This is a genomic window from Mesorhizobium sp. LNHC209A00 (genome assembly GCF_000502915.1).
Taxonomy (GTDB): Bacteria; Pseudomonadota; Alphaproteobacteria; order Rhizobiales; family Rhizobiaceae; genus Mesorhizobium.
The window spans coordinates 507511-527676 of record NZ_AYWT01000004.1 but is presented as its reverse complement, the minus strand read 5'-3'; the positions used below and the strand labels follow the sequence as shown (position 1 = coordinate 527676).

Here is a 20166-nt window from a genome sequence, read left to right as displayed (position 1 = left end):
GGCAGGTCAGGTCGGGCGACCTGATGCAGGTGCCTGGCTTGTCGGGATTCACGCCATGACCGGACTGAGCGATGCCGGCGAGTTCGAAGGCGGCATCGGTACGACCTACAATCTGCTTAGCAGGCTCTATGTGGCGGTCGACCAGGCCATTCGTGCCGGCGACGTGGCGCGGGCAAAGGCGCTGCGGATGGTGTCGCAGGGCTTCATCGAGGCAGTGCTGGAAACCGGCGTGCTGCCGGGCATGAAGGCGGACGACCGGCCTCTACCAGGAACTCGACATGCTCGCCGACCCTGACGAGCCACGCGACCTGTTCGGCATGCTGCTCAGGGCAGCCCAATGGCGTGGAGGTCGCGCGCCTGCTGGCGGTCCGATCTGCGCGAGTGATCGCGGTCATTGTCAGCTTGCCGGCGCGCGCGCAAAAATTGTTCATCGCGGCGGCCTCGAAGGGCCGATCGTTTCTTTCTTGGCAATCTGGCGTCGATGACACTTGCAGGCATTGCTGGCGGTTGTGACCGCCGAAAAGTGCACGCCTGTCCAACAGTCCTGGTTTGCGGACGATAACATCCGCACAAAGCCGGGAAAGGAGCCTCATATGCCCCGAATAGTACCCGTGCTCGACTTGAGCCGCTTTGAACAAGGCGCGTCGGAACGCCGGACATTTCTGGCGGATCTGCGTTCCGCTTCGCGCGACATCGGCTTTTTCTACCTGGCCGGACATGGCATCTCGTGGGCGGAAATCAGTGAGGTGCTCACCGCGACGCGCCGCTTCTTTGCCTTGGCCGAGGCCGACAAGCTCGCGATCGAAATGGTCAAATCCTCGCAGTTTCGCGGCTATACCCGCGCCGGCGGCGAGCTAACCAAGGGCAAGGCCGATTGGCGCGAGCAGCTCGACATCGGCGTCGAGCGTCAGCCCATAGCGCAAGGGCCAGGAATTCCCGCATGGACGCGGCTGCAGGGCCCGAACCAGTGGCCCGCTGCGTTGCCGGAACTCAAACCCGCCCTGCTGGCATGGCAGGCCAAGGCAACAGCAGTGGCCATCAGGCTGTTGAAAGCCTTCGCGCTGTCGCTCGATCAAGCCGAGGACGCCTTCGACCCGATCTACCGCGAGCAGCCAAACCACCGCATGAAAATCGTGCGCTATCCCGGCCGAGAGGCGACCGGCGATGACCAGGGTGTCGGCGCGCACAAGGATGGCGGTTTCCTGACGTTGTTGCTTCAGGATGACAATAAGGGGCTTCAGGTCGACTATGACGGAAGCTGGGTGGATGTGGACCCCATTCCCGGTACGCTCGTCGTCAACATCGGCGAATTGCTCGAACTGGCCTCAAACGGCTATTTGCGTGCGACCGTGCATCGTGTCTTGACGCCGGCGGCAGGCATTGAACGCATTTCGGTGCCGTTCTTCTTCAGCGCCAGGCTCGATGCAACGATACCGCTGCTTAGCCTTTCCGAGGACCTGGCGGCTCGGGCGCGCGGGCCGGCCAGCGATCCGGACAATCCGCTGTTTCGCGATGTCGGAACCAATGTGCTGAAAAGCCGGCTGCGCTCGCATCCCGATGTCGCTCGGCGCCATTATGCGGATCTGCTTGAGCCGGAAAGCCCGGCCGTCTGAGTCTTGGATAAGAAAGAACGGGATTTTTGCCATCCCGACCGATTCTTGGAAAATCATTCGTCGTATCCGGCGAAGAATCGGCTCAAAAAGGAAAGATCCGTTCGGTGTTTTCCTCCCATCTCATTGAGCGGTGTTCCCCTCTGAAGGTTACGACCTTCTTTTTTGGCCGGGCCGTTTCGCGCCCGGCCATTTTTCTTTCCGCACTGCGTGTTGCCGGTGCGGCGCTGATCCGGCAGAGTTCAACATGCGTCGGCGGTTGAAATCAGTGGAAGAAGGAGAGGGTCTCATGACATCCAACGTTACCGTCATAGCAGGGGCGGGCTCCGGATTGAGCGCCTCGCTCGCGCGTCTTCTCGCCAGGGAAGGGTTCCATGTCGTCCTGGCCGCCCGAAACATCGAGAAGCTCGATGCGTTGCAAGCGCAAACCGGCGCGCAAGCCGTGGCGACGGATGTCTCGGATCCAGCATCGGTCGAGCATCTATTCGATATCGCGGACAAGGCTGGCCCGCTTTCCCTCGTGATTTTCAACGCCGGCGGCCGCGCTCGCGGTCCAATAGCCGAACTCGATCCCGAGGCTGTCCGACAGGCTTTGCTGGTCGGGGCCTATGGCGGGTTCCTGGTAGCTCAGCAGGCGGCCCGCCGGCTGATCGCTCAAGGGGCGGGCTCGATCCTCTTCACCGGAGCGACAGCAAGTGTGAAGGGGTTCGCCGGCTCCGCGGGCTTTGCGATGCCGAAATTTGGATTGCGCGGGCTGGCGCAATCCATGGCCCGTGAACTGGCGCCCAAGAACATCCACGTCGCGCATTTCATCATCGACGGCGCCATTGCTTCGGCCGCTTCCGGACAGGAGCCCGGGCCGCAGGATCGCCGGCTGTCTCCGGATGCGATCGCAGAGGCCTATCTCGCCATCCATCGCCAGCACCGCAGCGCCTGGACGTGGGAAATGGAGCTCAGGCCGTGGGTCGAAAATTTCTGACTGGATCAGCGATCCATGCGACTTTTGCATGGCTCGTCTGCACGAGCCTTGAGGAGAGTCGACATCGGACGAGGATGTCACTATATAGCGGCGGCTTCGCGGGCTCACGCCTTCAAGCGCTACGTCATAAGGCGGCTGTAGCGACAGCCATTGAGATTAAGAAACGGACTGGAAGCCGTAAAAGGTAGAAGCAATTGCTCGGAGCGGGAAGATCCCGCCAACGGTACAGTCCTTCAGAATCAGAAAATGTTCTTCACCCCTCGATTTTCTTCGGCTCTGTGGACCCTGGACGGCTTCGGCTTGCCGGCTGGCCGCGACTCGGCTCGAATGGGAACATGCATCCTTCGCGGGATGCCGACGCTTATAATTACCAACCGGCTTTGCCGCCAGGGAACAGCAGTATGAGTGAACACGCGATCGAGTTCTTGCGGGGATGGATCGGCGAAAAGGTCCATTGCCAGTCCCACGCCAGGATCGAGAAGCAGGCCGAGACGTTGGCCCGCGAATGCGCCGCCAAGGCTGCCGAGGTCGGCATACCGCTGGAGGACATCCAGGAGGAAGTCGGCGACATCCAGGAATTGATTGCTTCGCGGCTCGAGGAAGCGGCCGAGGCCGACGAAAACCAGCAGGCTTCCAGCAAAGCCGCGGAATAACTACGGGGTCAAACCTGTTCGAGACGCGCGGGCTTCGGCCCGCGTTTTCGTCTCAGCCGTCCCTCTCACCCAAACTTTTCTTCCAGCCACGCCTTTGGCAGCGCCGGCACGAAATTGCCGTCGCGCCCGGTCATGTCGTCATTGGCGATAAGAGCGTTGAGGATCGATTCCTCCACCGTCTGAACCACCGCATCGAAGAACGCGTCGATGTCTGTATCGGGAATGAAATCGGCACTGGCGATGCGGCCGGACAGCCCCAGCGCCGCGGCGGGGTTGGCCGTCGAGAAGGCGAGGAAGATATCGCCCGAACTGTGATAGCCGAAGCCGCCCGTCAAGGCGACGCCGAGCGGCACACGGCGCGCCAATCGCTTCATTTGATGCGGCAGGAAAGGCGCGTCGGTCGCGATGATCGCGATGATTGAGCCCTTTTCCGCGCGCGACGTGGCTTCGCGGATCGCCGGCTCGGTTAGTTCGGGCTCGGCGCGCAGGCCACGAATGGTGAAATTATGCCGCTTGCCGAAATTCGACTGCACGAAGGCGCCGACCGTGTAGGTTCGCCCTTGCCATGCGACGATGCGCGAGGCCGTGCCGGACCCTGCCTTGAAGCCGAAGGTGATCATGCCGGTGCCGCCGCCGACGCTGCCTTCCTCGACCGGTCCGCCAGCAGCCCCGTCAAGGGCTTCGGCGACGTGCTCCGATGTTAGATGGTGGCCGTTGATGTCGTTGAGAAACCCGTCATAAGTCTCCGCCGCCACCGGCAGCCCCCAGGCGCTGTCGATCGCGGCCGGCAGCACCCGGTTCATCCAGCGCAGCGTGCCGTCACGCGCAACACCACAGGAATGCGTGTTGGTGATGGTGATCGGGAAGTTGAAGGCGCCGGTTTCCTCGATGATGTGCGAGCCGGTCATCTCGCCATTGCCGTTCTGGCTGAAAACGCCCGCGAAGACCGGCGTGGCCAATTCGGCGCGGGGCCTCGGCAGGATTGCGGTCACGCCGGTGCGTACCGGCCCCTTGCCGACGATAAGCGGACCATCGCCCGTTATCAGCGTCGCATAGCCGACAGAGACCCCGGGCACGTCGGTGATCGCGTTGAACGGCCCGGGTGTTCCGTGGAAGCCGATGGTGAAGCTTCGCGCGCGCGGCTTGCCGGACGGCGTTGCCAGATGGTGCGGATTGTCGATCATGCTCTTAGAACAGGGATCCCTGATTGCCGGGTTCCTTTGCCTTTGCCGACGGTCTGGCCACGGGCTTTGGCCGCGCCGCGCCACTGGTTGCCACCGCATCCGCCGTGCCATCGGCGAACTCCAGCGACAGCGCCATCCCCGACGCCACGTCGGCGGCCTGCTTGATGACCGCGCCGTCGGTATCCTTCACCAGCGCGAAGCCGCGCGCCAGGACGGCCTTGTGCGAAAGCGTCGCCATCAGCCGGTCGGCCTGGACGATGCGGCCGCGCAACCGCTCCAGCCTGACCAGCATCGCCTGGCCGCCGCGTCTCGTCAAAGCCGTCAGAAGGTCCCTCTGCACACGTTGGCGCCGGGCTGTCGGCTCGATGGTGATGCGACCCTGGAGCAAAGCCAATTGCTGCCTGTGCCGCCGCAGCGATGCCTTGGCGCATTTTGGCAACTGATCCGCGGCACGATTGAGCTCCGCGCGCCGGCTTCTGGCCAGAGTGCGCAGCGCCCCTTGCGCCCGCAAAAGGTTACGCTCGTTGGCGCGCCGCGCCTCGGCAATCCGCTGCGACAGCATTGCCGGCGTCAGTTTTACAGCGAAGAATCGCGCCCGCTTGCGCTCGGTGGAAACCATCAGGCCACGACCGAGCCTCGATGTCGCCTCGTCCAGGCGCCGGCGCGGCAGCGCCAGCAATTGGTCGGGCGAGGGCAGCGCACGCGCCGCCGCACGGGTTGCCTGCCGCTTGCGTTCGAAATTGCGCAAGACGGCGGCCTTGAGCCGCGCGCCGAGGCTGGCCAGCGTCGCTTCGAGGTCAGCCTTCACCGGCACGGCGATTTCGGCCGCGCCCGTCGGTGTCGGCGCCCGCACATCCGCGACAAGGTCGATCAGCGTCCAGTCGGTTTCGTGGCCGACAGCCGAAATCACCGGAATGCCCGAGGCGGCGACCGCGCGGGCGAGTGCCTCGTCGTTGAAGCCCCATAGATCTTCCAGGCTGCCGCCGCCGCGCGCCACGATCAGCAGATCGGGGCGCTGAATGGGGCTGTCCCATGCCAGCGCGTTGAAACCGGTGACGGCATTAGTCACTTCCGCACTCGCCGTGTCACCTTGAACCCGCACGGGCCAGACCAGCACATGCAGCGGAAAGCGGTCCTTGATGCGGTGGATGATGTCGCGGATGACCGAGCCGGTCGGCGAGGTGACCACGCCGATGACGCGTGGCATGAACGGCAGCCCGCGTTTGCGCACCGCATCGAAAAGCCCCTCCGCCTGCAGCCGGCGTTTGCGCTCCTCCAGCAGCGCCATTAGCGCCCCGGCGCCGGCCGGCTCGAGATTGTCGATGACGATCTGGTAGTTGGACTTGCCAGGATAGGTGGTGAGCTTGCCGGTGGCGATCACCTCCATCCCTTCCTCGGGACGGAATTTCAGCCGGCTCATCGTGCCTTTCCAGACCACGGCGTCGAGCCGCGCACGGTCGTCCTTCAGCGCGAAATAAGCATGGCCGGAGGAATGCGGCCCACGATAGCCTGAGATTTCGCCGCGCACCCGCACATTGCCGAAGACGTCCTCGACCGTGCGCTTTAGCGCGCCTGATATTTCGCTCACCGTGTATTCGGTGGCGTTGGTGCGTGATTCGGATGCTGCTTCGCTCATCGGTCGATTGGGGGCCGGTTGGACGCCGACGTCAAGGCGGCCGTGTCAGGCCCGATATTCATGACCCGGTTTTTACCAGCCCGGCAGGATCTGGTTCGGCTTGCTCCGCTTCATCTTGGCAAAGGCGAGCGCCGCGAAATCGAACGTCCCGGTCTCCTCGCCAAGCGGCACGGAGATGTTGTCCAGACTTTCGGAGATGTGGCGGGCAAGCGCATCGACGATCTCCGGCCGCGAGGTCTGGCCGCGCATGATGCCGATGCGGCAGTCGGGCAGGGCGCCGAAGCCGTCGGCCTCGCCCAGAACCCGCATGCCGGGTCTGAGCGCGCATTCCGGCAGCACCGAGATCGCCAGCCCCGAAAGCACGGCGGCGGTGATCACGGTCGCCGAGAAGCTGGTGAACAGGATGCGGTAGTCGCGGTTCTGCAGGTCCAATACGTCGACCGCGGCGCGCCGCCAGATGCAGTTTGGCCGGCCGAAGGCCATCGGCAGCGTCTCCTGTTCATGTGTCGCATGGTTGGCCGAGGAGACCCAGAGCAGCGGTTCACGCCGCACCACCTCCGACTGGCCGCGCACATCATTGTGCGTCACCAGCGCCAGATCGAGATTGCCGCGCTTGATGTGCTCGACCAGCCCCGGCGTCGGTTCGCAGATGACGGTCAGTTCGACGCGCGGATTGGAGCGCGTGAACCGTGCCATGATCTCGGGCAGGAATCGGTCCGCATAATCGTCAGGCGTGCCGATGCGGATCGTGCCTTCGAGCCGTTGGTCGTCGAAGGCGGCGAGCGTTTCGCGGTTGAGATAGAGCAGCCGCCTTGCGTAGGAGAGCAGTTTGTCGCCTTCCTCCGTCAACCTGTTCGAGCGCCCCTCCTTCTCGAACAACGGCTTGCCGATCCGCTCTTCCAGACGGCGCATCTGCATCGACACCGCCGACTGGGTGCGGTGCACTTCTTCCGCCGCGCGGGTGAAGCTGCCGGTATCGGCAATGGAGATGAAGGTCTGCAATTGATCGAGATCGAGCGGCGCTTTCATCGGTTCAATCCATCACTGCTGTTGATACTAAAGATTAGAAACATTCGTTGGATTAATCAATCGGTCGATGGCAAATTGGCATTGTCCAAATGAAAGCCATGCATGTAGCCCAAAAGTGGACACCGGTTTTGGGACGACGACATGCATCTCTAAAATTGTATTTGAGACCGGAACGGTCGCTGTCGCCAGCGCCGATCGTCGGGTTTCGTCCGTTCGAGTCTGAAGGAGACCGACATGACCACGATCGATTTCGCCACCGAGACCTCGCGCATCACCTCGCGTCCGGCCGTTGCAACGCGCGTGGCAAACATTGTCTCCAATGCCTACCGCGCCTGGAAAAACCGCCGCGCCTTCTACCGCCTTGGCGAGATGTCGGACGCAGAACTCGCCGATATCGGCCTGACGCGCGCCGACCTGTATGTTGCAATCGACGTGCCGTTTGGCCGTGACCCGACAGCAATCCTGCGTGAGATCGCCAGCGATCGCGTGGAAACGATCGAGGAAATCGCCCGCAAGGTGGCCTGATTGGTTCAGCTCCGGTTCCGTTGAATCCTTTCACGGTTCAGCGCGACCAAGGTTCTGCAGGCTCGCCACTCCCTGCCGGTTCCCCGCCGGCCTGCCTGCACGCTGCCCGGTCCCCCCAAGGACCGGGCTTTTCCTTTAGGTTTGCCGAAGGCCGGGCGACTACCGCCGGTCCATGTCCCGCTTGAACTGGTCGAAGATCGTTTCCACGCCCTTCTGGTATTCGTCGCGCTGCTGGGCCCCGGTCTGGAACATCTTGCCGAAAATGTCGTCGAACGGGTTCCTTGGCCGCCCGCTCGGATTGGCTTGGGGCTGTGGTGCCTGGCGCCGCTGCGGCTGCGCTTGAGGTTCCGGCGCCGGCTGCCCGCCGGGCATGCCGAGGCCGCCGCCACCGCCTTGCCGCAGCATCTCCTCGAAGATTTTCCCCAGCGGGATGTCGCCGTAGGGGCTCTGTGTCGGCTGGGGCTCGGGCCGACTTTGTGGTTGCTGCGGCGCGGCGCCACCGAACATGTCCTGCAGCACCTTGCCGAGCGGATTGTCGCCATAGGGGTTGGGTGCCGGCCGCGGCTGGCTTTGCGGCCGCGGCGAGCCGCCGCCGAACATGTCCTGCAAGACCTTGCCGAACGGGTTGTCCATGGGGTTGTGGGGCGCCGGGCGCTGTTGCGGCGCCGGTGCCTGCATGCCGCCTTGCCGCATCATCTGCTCGATTATTTCGCCCAGTGGATTGTCGCCGACGCCACCAAGGCCAGCCGCTGCCTGCATCTGGTTTGTCGTCTGCTTGAACAGTCCGCCCATCACCATCGAGGCGATCGCGGGCAGCATCTGCTGAAGGATCTGTTGGCTGACGCCGCTCGCCTGCGCCGCCTGGCTGGCCACGGCGCGCGACAGGTCTTTCGAACCGAACAGATGTCCCAGAATGCCGTTGCCCTCATCGACGCCTTGCGGCGAGAAGGCGCGCGTGGCGTCCTCGAAATACTTGGCGTGCTGGCCGCTTGCCATCGCCGTCATGAAGGCGCCGAGCCCATAGGGATCGGCGGTGTTGCGTTGCAACCCTTGTGAAAAAGCTGGCAGCAGTGCGGCGACCGCCGCCTGCGTCTGCTGCAGCGAAAGCCCGTATTGCTGGGCAAGCGCCTGCATGCCGTTGCCGTTCTGGGCCTGCGCCAGCATGTCGAACAAGGTAGGCATAGGCTTCTCCTCCGGGAAATCCTCGAACGAGAGCCTAATTCGTTTCAACGCCCGATTGAAGCTACTTTTGCCGCCGGCCATGGCTCGCGGTTAATAGGCATACTCCATGAACACCGGCTCTATCGAGCCGCCCCAGCGCGTGTGGTAGGCCGACAGCATCTCCTCCGCACTGGTTGTGCCGCGCGCCACGACCTCGTCGAGCGTGTTGAGGAACGAGGTTTCGTCGTAGCCGTCACGGTTCTTCTTGCCGCGGTTCTTCAACCCCGTGCGCGAAATGGCCATGACGTCGCGGGCGACCTCGCGCAACGTCGTGTTGCGGAAGGGTGCGGCAATGCCGAGCTCCGGCACGGCGTTGCGCATGGCCAGCACTTCCTTGTAGGTCCAGCTCGACGTCAACGCCTCGGCCGCGTCGAGTGCCGCCTCGTCGTAGAGCAGCCCGACCCAAAAGGCCGGCAGCGCGCAGATGCGCCGCCAGGGACCGCCATCGGCGCCGCGCATTTCAAGGAAACGCTTGAGCCGCACGTCCGGGAACAGCGTCGACAGATGGTTCGCCCAGTCGCCCATCGTCGGCAGCCCGTCCGGCACTTCATTGCGCGCGGCCCCGGCCATGAACTGGCGGAAGGTGATATGCGTCATGTCATGATAACGGCCATCGCGAATGACGAAATACATCGGCACGTCGAGTGCCCATTCGACATAGTCGGCGAAACCAAAATCGGGCGAGAAGCAGAATTCGAGCAGGCCCGAGCGCTGGTTGTCGGTGTCGCGCCAGATGTCGCCGCGCCAGCTCTGCAGCCCGTTCGGCCGGCTGTCGGTGAAGGGCGAGTTGGCGAACAGTGCGGTCGACAGCGGCTGCAGCTTCAGCGACACCTGCATCTTGCGGCGCATGTCGGCCTCGCTCTCGAAGTCGAGGTTCACCTGGATCGTGCAGGTGCGGTACATCATGTCGAGGCCCTTGGTGCCGACCTTGGGCATGTAGCGCGTCATGATCTCATAGCGCGACTTCGGCATTTTCGGGGTCTCGGCCAGCGACCATTTCGGGCTCCCGCCAAGGCCGAGGAAGCGGATGCCCATCGGCTCGGCGATCTCGCGCACCTGCGCCAGATGAGCGTTGCCCTCGCGGCAGGTCTGGTGGATCGTCTCCAAGGGCGCGCCGGAAAGCTCGAACTGGCCGCCTGGCTCGAGCGAAATTGCCCCCTGGCCCGTCGGTTCGACCAAGCCGATGATGCGGCCGTCATCCATGATCGGATCCCAGCCAAGCTTGGTCTGCATGCCTTCAAGGATGGCGCGGATGCCGCGCTCACCACCATAGGGGACCGGTGCGTTGCCATCGACATAGAAGGGGAATTTCTCGTGCTCGGTGCCGATGCGCCATTTTTCGCGCGGCTTGTTGCCTTCGGCCAGGTGTTCGACAAGCTCGTCTATGCCTTCGATGGGCCGGAAATCGGTTGTGTCGCGCGCCATTCTCAAGCCCTCAAAGGCGGTTGAACCACCGCCGGCGCTAAATGGACGAAATGTCAGTAGCCGATCAAGCGAAAAATCCTGAGCCACAGGTCAAGAGGAATTGAAGGCCACGCCCTGCAAGCACCTCTTGCAAGAGACGGAGCACTACCAGTCCCCAATTGTTGCCTGCATAACCGCAAGCGCTGCCACGGCCGCCGTGTCGGCACGCAGGATACGCGGCCCGAGCGGAATGGCGGTCACGAAGGGGAGCGCGCGCAGCATCTTACGCTCCTCGTCGGAAAAGCCGCCCTCGGGCCCGACCAGTAGGGCGAGCTTCTTCTCCTTCACCGTCTGCAAGGCAGGCAGTGGGTTGTTGGTCGAGGCGTCCTCGTCGCAGAAGATCAACCGGCGTTCCTTGTCCCAGCCGGTCAGCAGGCGCTCGAATTTTTCCGCCTCGCGAACGTCCGGCACCGCGAGGATGCCGCATTGTTCGGCGGCCTCGACGACATTGGCGCGCAGGCGATCGATCGACGGCTTGGCCACCTGGGTATGCTGGGTGATGACCGGCTGCAGGACGCCGGCGCCCATCTCGACCGCCTTCTGCACGAGATAATCCAGCCGGCCCTGCTTCAGCGGTGCGAAGCAATAGATCAGGTCAGGCAAAGGCGGCTGCGGCCTTTGCAGCCCCAGTACTTTCAGCCGCACCGACCGCTTCGATTTCGCTGATATCGCGGCCGACCACTCGCCGTCGCGGCCGTTGAAGACAAGGATCTCGGCGCCTTCGGCGAGCCGCAGCACATGCAGGAGATAATGGCTCTGCTGCTGGCCGGGTTCGAATTCGATGTCCGGTCCGAGGTCGTCGGGCACGAACAGACGTTGCATCTTGTAGTTGGCGCGCATGGCCGAGGAATGGGCGAGGCGGCCGCCGGCGTCAAGCCTTGGCGGAAGGATGCCACAAAGGCTGAAAACCACGACGCAGGATGGCAACCGTCGTTTCCGGGGTCAACAGCACCAGCGTCTCGTCCTCGAACCGATCCAGGCTGGTTGGCGGGCCGTATCCGGCAAAAGACCATGGCAACGCCTTGCCCTGGGACAAGGCGTAGGTCCCGCCGCCGGTTGCGATCATCGCGCCGTCGGGCAGGCGGGCAAGCGCGCCCATCGCGACGGCAGGCCGTTTGCCGCCCGACGCCAACCGCTCCTTGTGCAGCCGTTGGTCCACCTGCGGCGCGCGCGGCTCGGCCATGACGAAGGCTTGGCCGAAGCGGCTGACAAAATCCCTGGCTCGTTCGCGCTGGCAAAAGAAGCAGGGACGATGCCCGGCGGCGAGCGCCGTCACCTCGTCGAGGAAGAACAATTCGGTCCAGCCGGCCTTGCCGCCGGCCCGGTTGCGGCCCATCGGCTCGCGCCGCGCATTGCGGAATTGGCACATGCAGATGATCCAGGCCTGAAGCGCCCAGCGCTTTTTCAGGAGCGTCTTTGTCTCGGGGTCGTGGATGATGCCGCGATTGCCAGTGAACAGGCCGCGCTCCGGCACGGCATGAATGGCGCCGAACGGATCGACCCGGTTCTGCAGTGGCATGGTTTTCTCCTGGGACACGCATCTTGGCTGCAATACTGGCGACATGATATCGCTGGTTCCTCGTTTTCATGTCAGCAGGGTGTGCCATGCGGGTGCTGGTGGTCCAGAACTTCGACAATACCGGTCTTGGCCAGGTTGGCGCGGCGCTCGCGGAAGCGGGTGCCGATCTCGACGTGCGCCTTCCCTACAAGGGTGACGCGCTGCCAGGGGACGCAACCGGCCATGATGCCATGGTGGTGCTCGGCGGTGGCCAGAATGCGCTGGACGACGAAGAATATCCCTATTTCCCGGCGCTGTTGGAACTGACCCGCGATTTTGCCGGCAAGGACCGCGCGGTGCTCGGCATCTGTCTCGGCGGTCAACTCGTCGCCCGTGCTTTTGGCGGCGTGAACCGCATCGGCGGTGCCAATGAATTCGGCTGGCGCGGCGTGTTGTTGACCCCGGACGCCAAGGCCGACCCGGTGCTGTCTGCACTGCCGGAAACGTTCCCGATCTTCCAGTGGCACGACGACACGTTCGAGCTGCCGGATGACGCCGTGCGGCTCGCCGGCAACGATGTCGCCGAAAACCAGGCGTTTCGGGTCGGCCGCGCCGTCTACGGCTTCCAGTTCCATTTCGAGGCCGACCGGCCGCTGGTGAAGGACTGGAGTTCCTCCTTCGCGCCGACCATTGCCGCGCGCCATCCCGACTGGGCCGGCGAGCTCGAGAGCGAAATGGCCCGCAACGGCCCTGACGCCGATGCTGCCGGCCTCGCCATCGCCCGTGCCTGGGTGGCGACGATCTAAGCATTCGCTTCCGCGTCCTACCGCGTGACATAATTGGCACGGGGGCCGGAATCCGTCTGGGGAAAACCCTTTCATCCTTGGCTTGTGTCCGCACGCTATCCTAGAAGGCGCGCGCTATATCGGCTGTGAAACGGGGATGAACCTTTTGTGTGACCCGTGCGACACACCATCGATACAGAACACGCCTAGAAGCGCGAAATCGTCGAAACTTTGAAGCGATTTTTCCGTTTCAACGCATTGGTAACCGCCTCGTGCACAGATGCAGAAAGCTCAACAAGAGATGACCTCCGTGAAAGCAGCTCTTCTGTCCTTTGCCATGCTGTCCGCCATCGTGCTTTGCGGCCTTGGCATCTATGCCGCCGATGCAGCCAACAACCACAATGCGGTCGACGGCTACGGCGTCACCGCCTCCCTACGCTAAAGCCCAGGCACCCCTCGCNTGCCAGGCAAGCGTGTCGACATTGACGCGGTTGGCCATCACTTCCGCCTCGGGAACCGGCGTGTGGCCATGCACCACGATCTTCGGAAGGAGAGCGGTGTGATCGTGGAAGACGTCACGGATCCAGATCAGGTCCTGCGGATTCTGTTTCTCCAACGCAATGCCTGGCCTTATGCCGGCATGGCAGAAGAAGAAGTCGCCTGACGTCACCGAGAACGGCAGCGACCGCAGGAAGTCGATATGGCTTCGCGGCACGGCCGCGAGCAGGGCTTGATGGCCCTTGCGCGTGGCTGACTCGGCCTTGCCGAACCAAATGCCGCTGCCGTTGTTGATCGTCACCCCATAGGATTGCGCGGTCTGGATGCCGCCAAAACGGATGAAGAGCCCTTCGGGGTCGGGTGTCTGGAGAAAGTCGAGAAAACCAATGTCGTGATTGCCGGCCAGCATCAGGTTTCGCTGATCGCGTTGGCGTGCCTCGATCAGGAAGTCGATGACGCCCTTGGAGTCCGGTCCTCGGTCGACATAGTCGCCGAGATGGATGATGCGCCAGTCCGCGACTAGGTCCCTGGCGATCTCGGCCTCGATCTGTCCGTGCATGGCGGCCAGCAGGTCGAGCCGGCCATGCACGTCGCCGATCGCGTAGAGACGCACGCCGTCCGGCCCGCGTGCGTCGAGGAAATGGATGCCGGGTTCCGCCAAGGTTCTGGTCTCTCCGCGATCAGATGTCACGGACTTAGCGCCGAAGCTGATCCCTGCCCATGTCGGTGACCAGACGCTTTCCGCACAGCGCCAGCGTAATGTCCATCTCCTTGCGGATGATTTCCAGCGCCTTGGTAACCCCTTCCTTGCCGAGCGCGCCTAGGCCGTAAAGAAATGGCCGGCCGATATAGGTGCCCTTGGCGCCCAGGCAGAGCGCTTTCAACACATCCTGGCCGGAGCGGATGCCGCCGTCCATATGCACTTCTATTCTGTCGCCGACCGCATCGGCGATCTCTTCCAGCGCCATGATGGAGGACGATGCGCCGTCGAGCTGGCGCCCGCCATGATTGGAAACGATGATGGCATCGGCGCCGGTGTTGGCCGCCAGCAGCGCGTCCTCCTTGTCGAGGATGCCCTTGAGGATCAGTTTGCCACCCCAGCGCTCCTTGATCCAGGCGACGTCCTTCCACGACAGGTGCGGATCGAACTGCTCGGTCGTCCAGGACGACAACGAAGCCACGTCGCCGACGCCCTTGGCATGGCCGACGATGTTGCGGAAGGTACGGCGCTTCGTGCCAGCCATGCCCATCCACCAGCCAGGCCGCACAGCGATGTTGGCGATGTTGGCGAGCGTCATCTTGGGCGGCGCCGAAAGTCCGTTGCGGACATCCTTGTGGCGCTGGCCGAGGACCTGCAGGTCGAGCGTCAGCACCAGCGCCGAGCACTTCGCCGCCTTCGCCCGGTCGATCAAATTGAGGACGAAGTCCTTGTCGCGCAGCACATAGAGCTGGAACCAGAACGGTTTCTTCGTCACCGAGGCGACATCCTCGATCGAGCAGATGCTCATTGTCGAAAGCGTGAACGGCACGCCGAATTCCTCTGCCGCCTGCGCTGCCAGCATCTCGCCGTCGGCGTGCTGCATGCCGGTCAGGCCTGTCGGCGCCAGCGCCACCGGCATCGACACTTTCTGGCCGATCATGGTCGATTCCAGCGAGCGGTTGCTCATGTCGACCAGCACGCGCTGGCGGAACTTGATCTTCTGGAAGTCTTCCTCGTTTGCCCGGTAGGTGCTCTCGGTCCAGGCGCCGGAGTCGGCATAGTCGAAGAACATCTTGGGCACGCGACGGCGCGCGAGATCCTTGAGGTCTGCGATGGTCAGAATGTCGCTCATGATGGTCCCCGCTTGATCGAATTGATTAGGAGCGGCTGCGCGCTGGTTCGCTGCCGCCGGTTTCCGAGCGCTGCCTTAGCCTCAGCCGCGACACGCGTTGCCAGTCGCCGCTGCGCTCGGCTTCCGCCATCGAGCGCTCGACATAGGTCATGTGGTCCATCGCCGCCTGGCGGGCGGCGGCCGGATCACCAGCCCTGACCGCGGTGTGAATCGCCCGGTGCTGCGCCAGCAGCGCCTCTCGCGCGCCCGGCACGGTGAACACCAGCAGCCGGTTCTGGAACACGCCTTCCGATAAGAGGCGGTAGCAGGAGCGCAGCGTGTGCAAGAGCAGGATGTTGTGCGCGCATTCGCAGATCGCATGGTGGAATTCTACGTCGATTTCTGCCTCGTCGTCGAAGTCGCCGGTGCGATGCGCCTCATCCATGCGCGCCATGATGCGGTCGAGCAGGGCAAGGTCTTCGGGTGTGGCGCGCCGCGCGGCGTATTCGGCGGCTATGCCCTCGACCTCGCGGCGATACTCCAAATAGTCCGTCACCGCCTTGCGATGCGTCGAGATCAGATCCGCCACGGGCTTGGTAAACAACTGGCCGATAATGTCGGCGACATGCGTGCCGCCGCCGGCCTTGGTCGTCAGCAACCCACGTCCTTCGAGCGCCTTCAGCGCATCGCGCAGGATGGGCCGCGATACATCGAACTGGCGCGCCAGTTCGCGCTCGCCCGGCAGCCGGTCGCCGGTGCGCAGCACGCCTTCGAGGATGAGGCTTTCGATCTGCTGCACGACTTCGTCGGCGGTGCGCGAATGCTCGATCCTGGAGAAAATATCGCTCAAAGGCAGCGCCTGGGGGACGGAATGAATGTCGCGCAGATTAAAGCGTCTGTCGACAACTGGTCAAATTATTTATCCAATTCGTCTGGTTCGGTCGATTTTCGCATCGCGCCGGCATATCGCCTCGCGCTAAACTTTGCTGTTTACGTGCCTTGTCGATTGCCGCAAGACGGCACCATTGCACGAAGGGTCGAAACCAGGGGGACCAGACGTGTCGGACGAGACGTCCAATCTTGAATTCCAGCCGCGCAGCCAAGGCAGCGTCCTGGGCTTTCCGGCGCATGAAGGCCGGCCCGGCGCGCTCGGCGAGGTTCATGCCCGTCCGCATCCGCTCGTCGAGAAGCCGCGCGTCCTCGTCCAACTCTCCTTCATGACCGAGGGAGGCTCCGCGGTCGACCATGCCGTGCTTTCGGAACTGTCGCGCCGCCTCGGCATCGCGGCCCCCGAGCGTCATGCCCGCCACCACGCCATGAAATGGGGCAAGGGCACGCTGCGCTGGGAGCGGCATACGGAGTTCTCGACCTATCTCTGGGAAGGGCCGCTGGCCGAGAATGGCCGGGGGCAAGAGGATTCGCCGTTCGGCAATGGCTTTTCGCCGCCGGGAACCGTCATCTCGGGCATCCGGCTCGAGATCCGCAAGTGGACGCAGGCGAACGAGAGGCTGATCGCCGGCTTCGACCCGACCAGCCTCTGTCACTCGCTCGTCGAGCGCGGCAGCGCGGCTATTGTCACCGACTTCCGCCAAGACGGCGATGGCATGACCCGCATGCTGGTCCTTGATCGTGGTCTGACCCCGGCCAGCACCGGCGCGCTGTCGCAGCGGCTGATCGACATCGAGACCTACCGCACGCTTGCCATGCTCGGTTTGCCGCTGGCGCTCACCTTGTCCAGCCGCGCCCGCCGCATCGAGGACCGCTTGGCACAGACGACCCTGGAAATGAAGGTGGCCGAGACCCGCGACAGCCAGACGCTGCTCGCCGACCTGACGGAGCTTGCCGCCGAACTGGAGGCTGATGCCGCTTCCAGCCTTTACCGCTTCGGCGCCAGTCGCGCCTATGACGGCATCGTTACTGAAAGGCTCGAGGCACTGGATGAGGAGCCAGTGCAGGGCTACGACACCTGGGCGGGCTTTCTGCTGCGGCGCATGGCGCCAGCCATGCGCACCTGCCGCTCGGTCGAGGAGCGCCAGGCCAACCTGTCGCGAAAGCTGACCCGTGCCACCACGCTGTTGCGCACCTGGGTCGATGTCGAGGTCGAGAAGCAGAACCGCGACCTGCTCGCCTCGATGAACAACCGCGCCCGGCTGCAACTGCGCCTGCAGCAGACCGTCGAAGGGCTCTCGGTCGCCGCCGTCTCCTACTATGTGGTGGGCCTCATCGGCTATGTCGCCAAGGGCGCGTCGGTCTTTGGCCACGCCTTCGCGCCGGAGGTCGTTACCGCCGCATCGGTGCCGGTCGCCATCCTGCTCGTCTGGTGGGGCGTGCGCAGGGTCCGACAGATGCATTCCGAGCCGGCGAAGCATCCGGCCGAATAGACCGCGCCAAGCTTCGAAGCGCGATAGATGTGCAGCGGCAGATTGCCGCTGCGGAAGCCTTGCTTGCATCCGCCCCCGGATGCCATCAAAGCAAGGTTTGCAACAAATGTCGCTAGCTGGTAAATCATTTTTACCAGTTGAGTGGAGGAAGCGCCGATGTCCGGCCTTGCCATGCCCAAGCCAAACGCCGAGACTCTGCGCCGGCGAAGCGAAATCGTCGCCGACATGCGCATCATTGTGCCGGGCGAGGGCGTGGTCGACGCGGCCAATGAAATGCGGGCCTTCGAAAGTGATGGCCTGACCGCCTACCGGCAAGTGCCGCTGGTGGTGGTCCTGCCCGAGACGGTGGCGCAGGTTTCCCGTCTGCTGAGATACTGCAACGACCGCAACATCCGCGTCGTGCCGCGGGGATCCGGCACCTCGCTGTCGGGCGGCGCGCTGCCGCTGGAAGACGCGGTTCTGCTCGTCATGAGCCGGTTCAATCGCATCCTCAAGATCGATTTTCCCAACCGCATCGTTGTCGCCCAGCCCGGCGTCACCAATCTCGGCATCACGTCAGCCGTCGAGCAGGAGGGCTTTTACTACGCCCCCGATCCATCCTCCCAGATCGCCTGCTCGATCGGCGGCAACGTCGCGGAGAATTCCGGCGGCGTGCACTGCCTGAAATACGGCCTCACCGCCAACAATGTGCTTGGCATCGAGATGGTGCTGATGAGCGGCGAGGTGGTGCGGCTCGGCGGCGGCCACCTCGATGCGGAAGGCTATGACCTGCTCGGCGTCATGACCGGTTCGGAAGGTCTGCTGGGCGTCGTCACCGAGGTCACCGTGCGCATCCTGAAAAAGCCGGAGACGGCGCGGGCGCTGCTGATCGGCTTTCCGACCAGCGAGCAGGGCGGCCAGTGCGTCGCCGACATCATCGGCGCCGGCATCATCCCGGGCGGCATGGAAATGATGGACCGGCCGGCGATCCATGCCGCGGAGGATTTCGTCCATGCCGGTTATCCCCTCGATGTCGAGGCGCTGCTGATCGTCGAACTCGACGGGCCGGGCGTCGAGGTCGATCATCTCATTACGGCGGTCGAGGCGATCGCCATTCGCAACGGCTCGACCACCTGCCGCATCTCGCAGTCCGAGCAGGAGCGGCTGAGTTTTTGGGCCGGCCGCAAGGCGGCCTTCCCCGCCGTTGGCCGCATCTCGCCCGATTACTACTGCATGGACGGCACGATCCCACGCAAGGAGTTGCCGCGCGTGCTGGCCGGCATGCGCCAGCTGTCGCAAAAATATGGGCTCGGAGTCGCCAATGTCTTTCACGCCGGCGACGGCAATCTGCATCCCCTGATTCTTTATGACGCCAACGTGCCTGGTGAACTCGACAAAGCCGAAAGCTTTGGCGCTGACATTCTGAGGCTTTGTGTCAAGGTCGGTGGCGTGCTCACCGGCGAACATGGCGTCGGGGTCGAGAAGCGCGACCTGATGCCGGAAATGTTCACCCAGGTCGATCTCGACCAGCAAATGCGCGTCAAGTGCGCCTTCGATCCCAACCATCTGCTCAATCCCGGAAAGGTGTTCCCGCAACTGCGCCGCTGCGCCGAACTGGGGCGCATGCATGTGCATCGCGGGCAGGTGGCGTTTCCCGACATTCCGAGGTTTTGAGCTGATGGGGCCTCGGAACCAGGTGCGACTATGACCATCTTCACCCCCGCCACCTCAGCCGAAGTCCTCTCCACCGTTGCCTGGGCGGCGGCGGAGGAGACGTCGCTCGAAATTCTCGGCCACGGCTCCAAGCGCGGCATCGGCCATCCGTTGCAGACCGAGCACACGCTCGACCTGTCGAAACTCTCGGGCGTGACCCTCTATGAACCCGCGGAACTGGTGCTGTCGGCCAAGTCAGGCACGCCGCTGGCCGAGATCGAAAGGCTGCTGGTTGAAAACGGCCAGCAACTCGCCTTCGAGCCGATGGACTACGGCCCGCTGCTCGGCGGCGAGCCGGGCAAAGGTACCATCGGCGGCGTGCTCGGCGCCAACCTGTCCGGTCCGCGCCGGCTGAAGGCGGGCGCCGCGCGCGATCATATCCTTGGCATCAATGTCGTCTCCGGCCGGGGCGAGACCTTCAAATCGGGCGGCCGCGTGGTCAAGAATGTCACCGGCTACGACATGTCGAAGCTGATGGCCAACAGCTGGGGCACGCTATCCGTCTTTACCGACGTCACTTTCAAGGTGCTGCCTGCGGCCGAGACCGAAGTCACGCTCGCTGTCCGTGGCCTGCTCGATGATGCAGCCTGCGCCGCCATGGCCTTGGCCCTTGGTTCCAGCGCGGAAGTGTCGAGCGCTGCCCATCTGCCGGAGCGCATCGCCGCCCGCGTTGCCGGCGGGATGCTCGGCAGTGAAGCCGCCACGCTGCTGCGCGTCGAGGGCTTTGGCCCCTCCGTTGCCTATCGCATCACCGCGCTGAAGACCCTGCTCGGCAAGGCCGGGCCGCTGGAGGAAATTTCCGGTGAGACCTCCAAGGCAATCTGGCGCGACGTGCGCGATATCAGGCCCTTCGTTGATGGCAGCGAGAAGCCGGTCTGGCGGGTCTCGATGACGCCCGCCCGCGGGCACCTGATGGTTCTGACTCTACGCATGCAGGCCGCCGTCAGTGCCTTCTACGACTGGCAGGGCGGGTTGGTGTGGCTGCGCATGGAGGAGGGTGATCCCGAAGCCACCCTGCTTCGCGGACTGTTGCGGGAACATGGCGGCGGCCACGCGACGTTGGTGCGCGCCGCCCCCGCCCATCGTTCCGCCCTGCCGGTGTTCGAGCCGCAGGCGCCGGCGCTTGCAGCGCTCAGCCATCGCCTGAAACAGGAATTCGACCCGAAGAACATCCTCAATCCCGGCCGCATGGCCTAGGAC

General features: G+C 63.9%; 21 protein-coding genes. 11 read left to right on the top strand and 10 right to left on the bottom strand.

Translation table 11 applies throughout. From position 1 onward, the window contains the following. Positions 1–55: 55 nt before the first annotated feature. The 5 genes from X739_RS151730 (at position 56) to X739_RS151745 (ending at position 3242) form a co-directional block, all read left to right on the top strand. Positions 56–295 carry a hypothetical protein gene (locus X739_RS151730; protein WP_023771377.1) on the top strand — a complete coding sequence of 80 codons (240 nt, stop codon included), beginning with the start codon at positions 56–58 and terminating at the stop codon, positions 293–295. Continuing rightward, on the top strand, positions 279–485 hold the full coding sequence (locus tag X739_RS1000000168000; protein WP_023794755.1) for a hypothetical protein: 207 nt from the start codon (positions 279–281) through the stop codon (positions 483–485). The genes X739_RS151730 and X739_RS1000000168000 overlap by 17 nt, the downstream gene beginning before the upstream one ends. A gap of 108 nt (positions 486–593) precedes the next feature. Further along, the gene (locus X739_RS151735) at positions 594–1613 is read left to right on the top strand and encodes an isopenicillin N synthase family oxygenase (RefSeq protein ID WP_023771376.1); all 1020 of its coding nucleotides are present in this window, start codon (positions 594–596) and stop codon (positions 1611–1613) included. 286 nt (positions 1614–1899) lie between these two features. Further along, positions 1900–2589 carry an SDR family NAD(P)-dependent oxidoreductase gene (locus tag X739_RS151740; protein ID WP_023771375.1) on the top strand — a complete coding sequence of 230 codons (690 nt, stop codon included), beginning with the start codon at positions 1900–1902 and terminating at the stop codon, positions 2587–2589. 401 nt (positions 2590–2990) lie between these two features. Continuing rightward, the gene (locus tag X739_RS151745; RefSeq protein WP_015316487.1) at positions 2991–3242 is read left to right on the top strand and encodes a DUF768 domain-containing protein; all 252 of its coding nucleotides are present in this window, start codon (positions 2991–2993) and stop codon (positions 3240–3242) included. A gap of 65 nt (positions 3243–3307) precedes the next feature. Here the strand turns inward: X739_RS151745 and X739_RS151750 are convergent, their stop codons facing one another. The 3 genes from X739_RS151750 to X739_RS151760 all read right to left on the bottom strand — a co-directional run bounded on the left by X739_RS151750 (position 3308) and on the right by X739_RS151760 (position 7091). Continuing rightward, positions 3308–4426 (bottom strand): P1 family peptidase, encoded by a 1119-nt coding sequence (locus X739_RS151750; protein WP_023782449.1) that lies wholly within the window; start codon positions 4424–4426, stop codon positions 3308–3310. Between the two features lie 4 nt (positions 4427–4430). Further along, positions 4431–6062: an exodeoxyribonuclease VII large subunit gene (gene xseA, locus X739_RS151755; RefSeq protein WP_023794754.1), complete on the bottom strand. Its 1632-nt coding sequence runs from the start codon at positions 6060–6062 to the stop codon at positions 4431–4433. Positions 6063–6134: 72 nt separating this feature from the next. Beyond that, positions 6135–7091 (bottom strand): LysR substrate-binding domain-containing protein, encoded by a 957-nt coding sequence (locus X739_RS151760; protein ID WP_023782447.1) that lies wholly within the window; start codon positions 7089–7091, stop codon positions 6135–6137. Positions 7092–7325: 234 nt separating this feature from the next. Here X739_RS151760 and X739_RS151765 point away from each other — a divergent pair, with 234 nt between their 5' ends. Next, entirely contained in the window at positions 7326–7616 is a 291-nt protein-coding gene (locus X739_RS151765; RefSeq protein ID WP_023794753.1) for a DUF1127 domain-containing protein, read from the top strand. Positions 7617–7775: 159 nt separating this feature from the next. Here the strand turns inward: X739_RS151765 and X739_RS151770 are convergent, their stop codons facing one another. From X739_RS151770 to X739_RS151785, 4 genes are all read right to left on the bottom strand, one after another. After that, on the bottom strand, positions 7776–8798 hold the full coding sequence (locus X739_RS151770) for a DUF937 domain-containing protein (protein ID WP_023794752.1): 1023 nt from the start codon (positions 8796–8798) through the stop codon (positions 7776–7778). A gap of 90 nt (positions 8799–8888) precedes the next feature. Then, positions 8889–10262 (bottom strand): glutamate--cysteine ligase, encoded by a 1374-nt coding sequence (locus X739_RS151775; protein ID WP_023782445.1) that lies wholly within the window; start codon positions 10260–10262, stop codon positions 8889–8891. A 144-nt stretch (positions 10263–10406) separates the two neighbouring features. Continuing rightward, entirely contained in the window at positions 10407–11141 is a 735-nt protein-coding gene (locus X739_RS151780; RefSeq protein ID WP_023771368.1) for a 16S rRNA (uracil(1498)-N(3))-methyltransferase, read from the bottom strand. 31 nt (positions 11142–11172) lie between these two features. Then, positions 11173–11820: a hypothetical protein gene (locus tag X739_RS151785; protein ID WP_023794751.1), complete on the bottom strand. Its 648-nt coding sequence runs from the start codon at positions 11818–11820 to the stop codon at positions 11173–11175. 86 nt (positions 11821–11906) lie between these two features. Here X739_RS151785 and X739_RS151790 point away from each other — a divergent pair, with 86 nt between their 5' ends. Both X739_RS151790 and X739_RS1000000171175 read left to right on the top strand, forming a co-directional pair. Next, positions 11907–12605 (top strand): type 1 glutamine amidotransferase, encoded by a 699-nt coding sequence (locus X739_RS151790; RefSeq protein WP_023794750.1) that lies wholly within the window; start codon positions 11907–11909, stop codon positions 12603–12605. A gap of 289 nt (positions 12606–12894) precedes the next feature. Further along, a complete protein-coding gene (locus X739_RS1000000171175; RefSeq protein WP_013893872.1) occupies positions 12895–13026 on the top strand; it encodes a hypothetical protein in 132 nt (43 codons plus the stop codon). On the opposite strand, the gene X739_RS151795 is transcribed toward X739_RS1000000171175, so the two are convergent. From X739_RS151795 to X739_RS151805, 3 genes are read right to left on the bottom strand one after another with little or no spacing between them, the layout of a single operon-like run. Then, entirely contained in the window at positions 13018–13743 is a 726-nt protein-coding gene (locus X739_RS151795; RefSeq protein WP_023794749.1) for a metallophosphoesterase, read from the bottom strand. The genes X739_RS1000000171175 and X739_RS151795 overlap by 9 nt on opposite strands. 34 nt (positions 13744–13777) lie before the next feature. Beyond that, positions 13778–14914 (bottom strand): alpha-hydroxy acid oxidase, encoded by a 1137-nt coding sequence (locus X739_RS151800; protein WP_023771364.1) that lies wholly within the window; start codon positions 14912–14914, stop codon positions 13778–13780. Between the two features lie 25 nt (positions 14915–14939). Continuing rightward, a complete protein-coding gene (locus X739_RS151805) occupies positions 14940–15743 on the bottom strand; it encodes an FCD domain-containing protein (protein ID WP_015316499.1) in 804 nt (267 codons plus the stop codon). Positions 15744–15951: 208 nt separating this feature from the next. Here X739_RS151805 and X739_RS151810 point away from each other — a divergent pair, with 208 nt between their 5' ends. The 3 genes from X739_RS151810 (at position 15952) to X739_RS151820 (ending at position 20163) form a co-directional block, all read left to right on the top strand. Further along, entirely contained in the window at positions 15952–17274 is a 1323-nt protein-coding gene (locus tag X739_RS151810; protein ID WP_023771362.1) for a DUF3422 family protein, read from the top strand. Between the two features lie 156 nt (positions 17275–17430). After that, complete coding sequence (locus tag X739_RS151815) at positions 17431–18927, top strand: FAD-linked oxidase C-terminal domain-containing protein (protein ID WP_023794748.1); 1497 nt, start codon at positions 17431–17433, stop codon at positions 18925–18927. Between the two features lie 30 nt (positions 18928–18957). Next, on the top strand, positions 18958–20163 hold the full coding sequence (locus tag X739_RS151820) for an FAD-binding protein (protein ID WP_023794747.1): 1206 nt from the start codon (positions 18958–18960) through the stop codon (positions 20161–20163). The last annotated feature ends 3 nt before the right edge of the window (positions 20164–20166 follow it).

Coding starts and splice junctions, on each gene's coding strand:
- X739_RS151730 (WP_023771377.1), top strand. CDS start 56: ATGACCGGACTGAGCGATGCCGGCGAGTTCGAAGGCGGCATCGGTACG.
- X739_RS1000000168000 (WP_023794755.1), top strand. CDS start 279: ATGCTCGCCGACCCTGACGAGCCACGCGACCTGTTCGGCATGCTGCTC.
- X739_RS151735 (WP_023771376.1), top strand. CDS start 594: ATGCCCCGAATAGTACCCGTGCTCGACTTGAGCCGCTTTGAACAAGGC.
- X739_RS151740 (WP_023771375.1), top strand. CDS start 1,900: ATGACATCCAACGTTACCGTCATAGCAGGGGCGGGCTCCGGATTGAGC.
- X739_RS151745 (WP_015316487.1), top strand. CDS start 2,991: ATGAGTGAACACGCGATCGAGTTCTTGCGGGGATGGATCGGCGAAAAG.
- X739_RS151750 (WP_023782449.1), bottom strand. CDS start 4,426: ATGATCGACAATCCGCACCATCTGGCAACGCCGTCCGGCAAGCCGCGC.
- xseA (WP_023794754.1), bottom strand. CDS start 6,062: ATGAGCGAAGCAGCATCCGAATCACGCACCAACGCCACCGAATACACG.
- X739_RS151760 (WP_023782447.1), bottom strand. CDS start 7,091: ATGAAAGCGCCGCTCGATCTCGATCAATTGCAGACCTTCATCTCCATT.
- X739_RS151765 (WP_023794753.1), top strand. CDS start 7,326: ATGACCACGATCGATTTCGCCACCGAGACCTCGCGCATCACCTCGCGT.
- X739_RS151770 (WP_023794752.1), bottom strand. CDS start 8,798: ATGCCTACCTTGTTCGACATGCTGGCGCAGGCCCAGAACGGCAACGGC.
- X739_RS151775 (WP_023782445.1), bottom strand. CDS start 10,262: ATGGCGCGCGACACAACCGATTTCCGGCCCATCGAAGGCATAGACGAG.
- X739_RS151780 (WP_023771368.1), bottom strand. CDS start 11,141: ATGCGCGCCAACTACAAGATGCAACGTCTGTTCGTGCCCGACGACCTC.
- X739_RS151785 (WP_023794751.1), bottom strand. CDS start 11,820: ATGCCACTGCAGAACCGGGTCGATCCGTTCGGCGCCATTCATGCCGTG.
- X739_RS151790 (WP_023794750.1), top strand. CDS start 11,907: ATGCGGGTGCTGGTGGTCCAGAACTTCGACAATACCGGTCTTGGCCAG.
- X739_RS151800 (WP_023771364.1), bottom strand. CDS start 14,914: ATGAGCGACATTCTGACCATCGCAGACCTCAAGGATCTCGCGCGCCGT.
- X739_RS151815 (WP_023794748.1), top strand. CDS start 17,431: ATGTCCGGCCTTGCCATGCCCAAGCCAAACGCCGAGACTCTGCGCCGG.
- X739_RS151820 (WP_023794747.1), top strand. CDS start 18,958: ATGACCATCTTCACCCCCGCCACCTCAGCCGAAGTCCTCTCCACCGTT.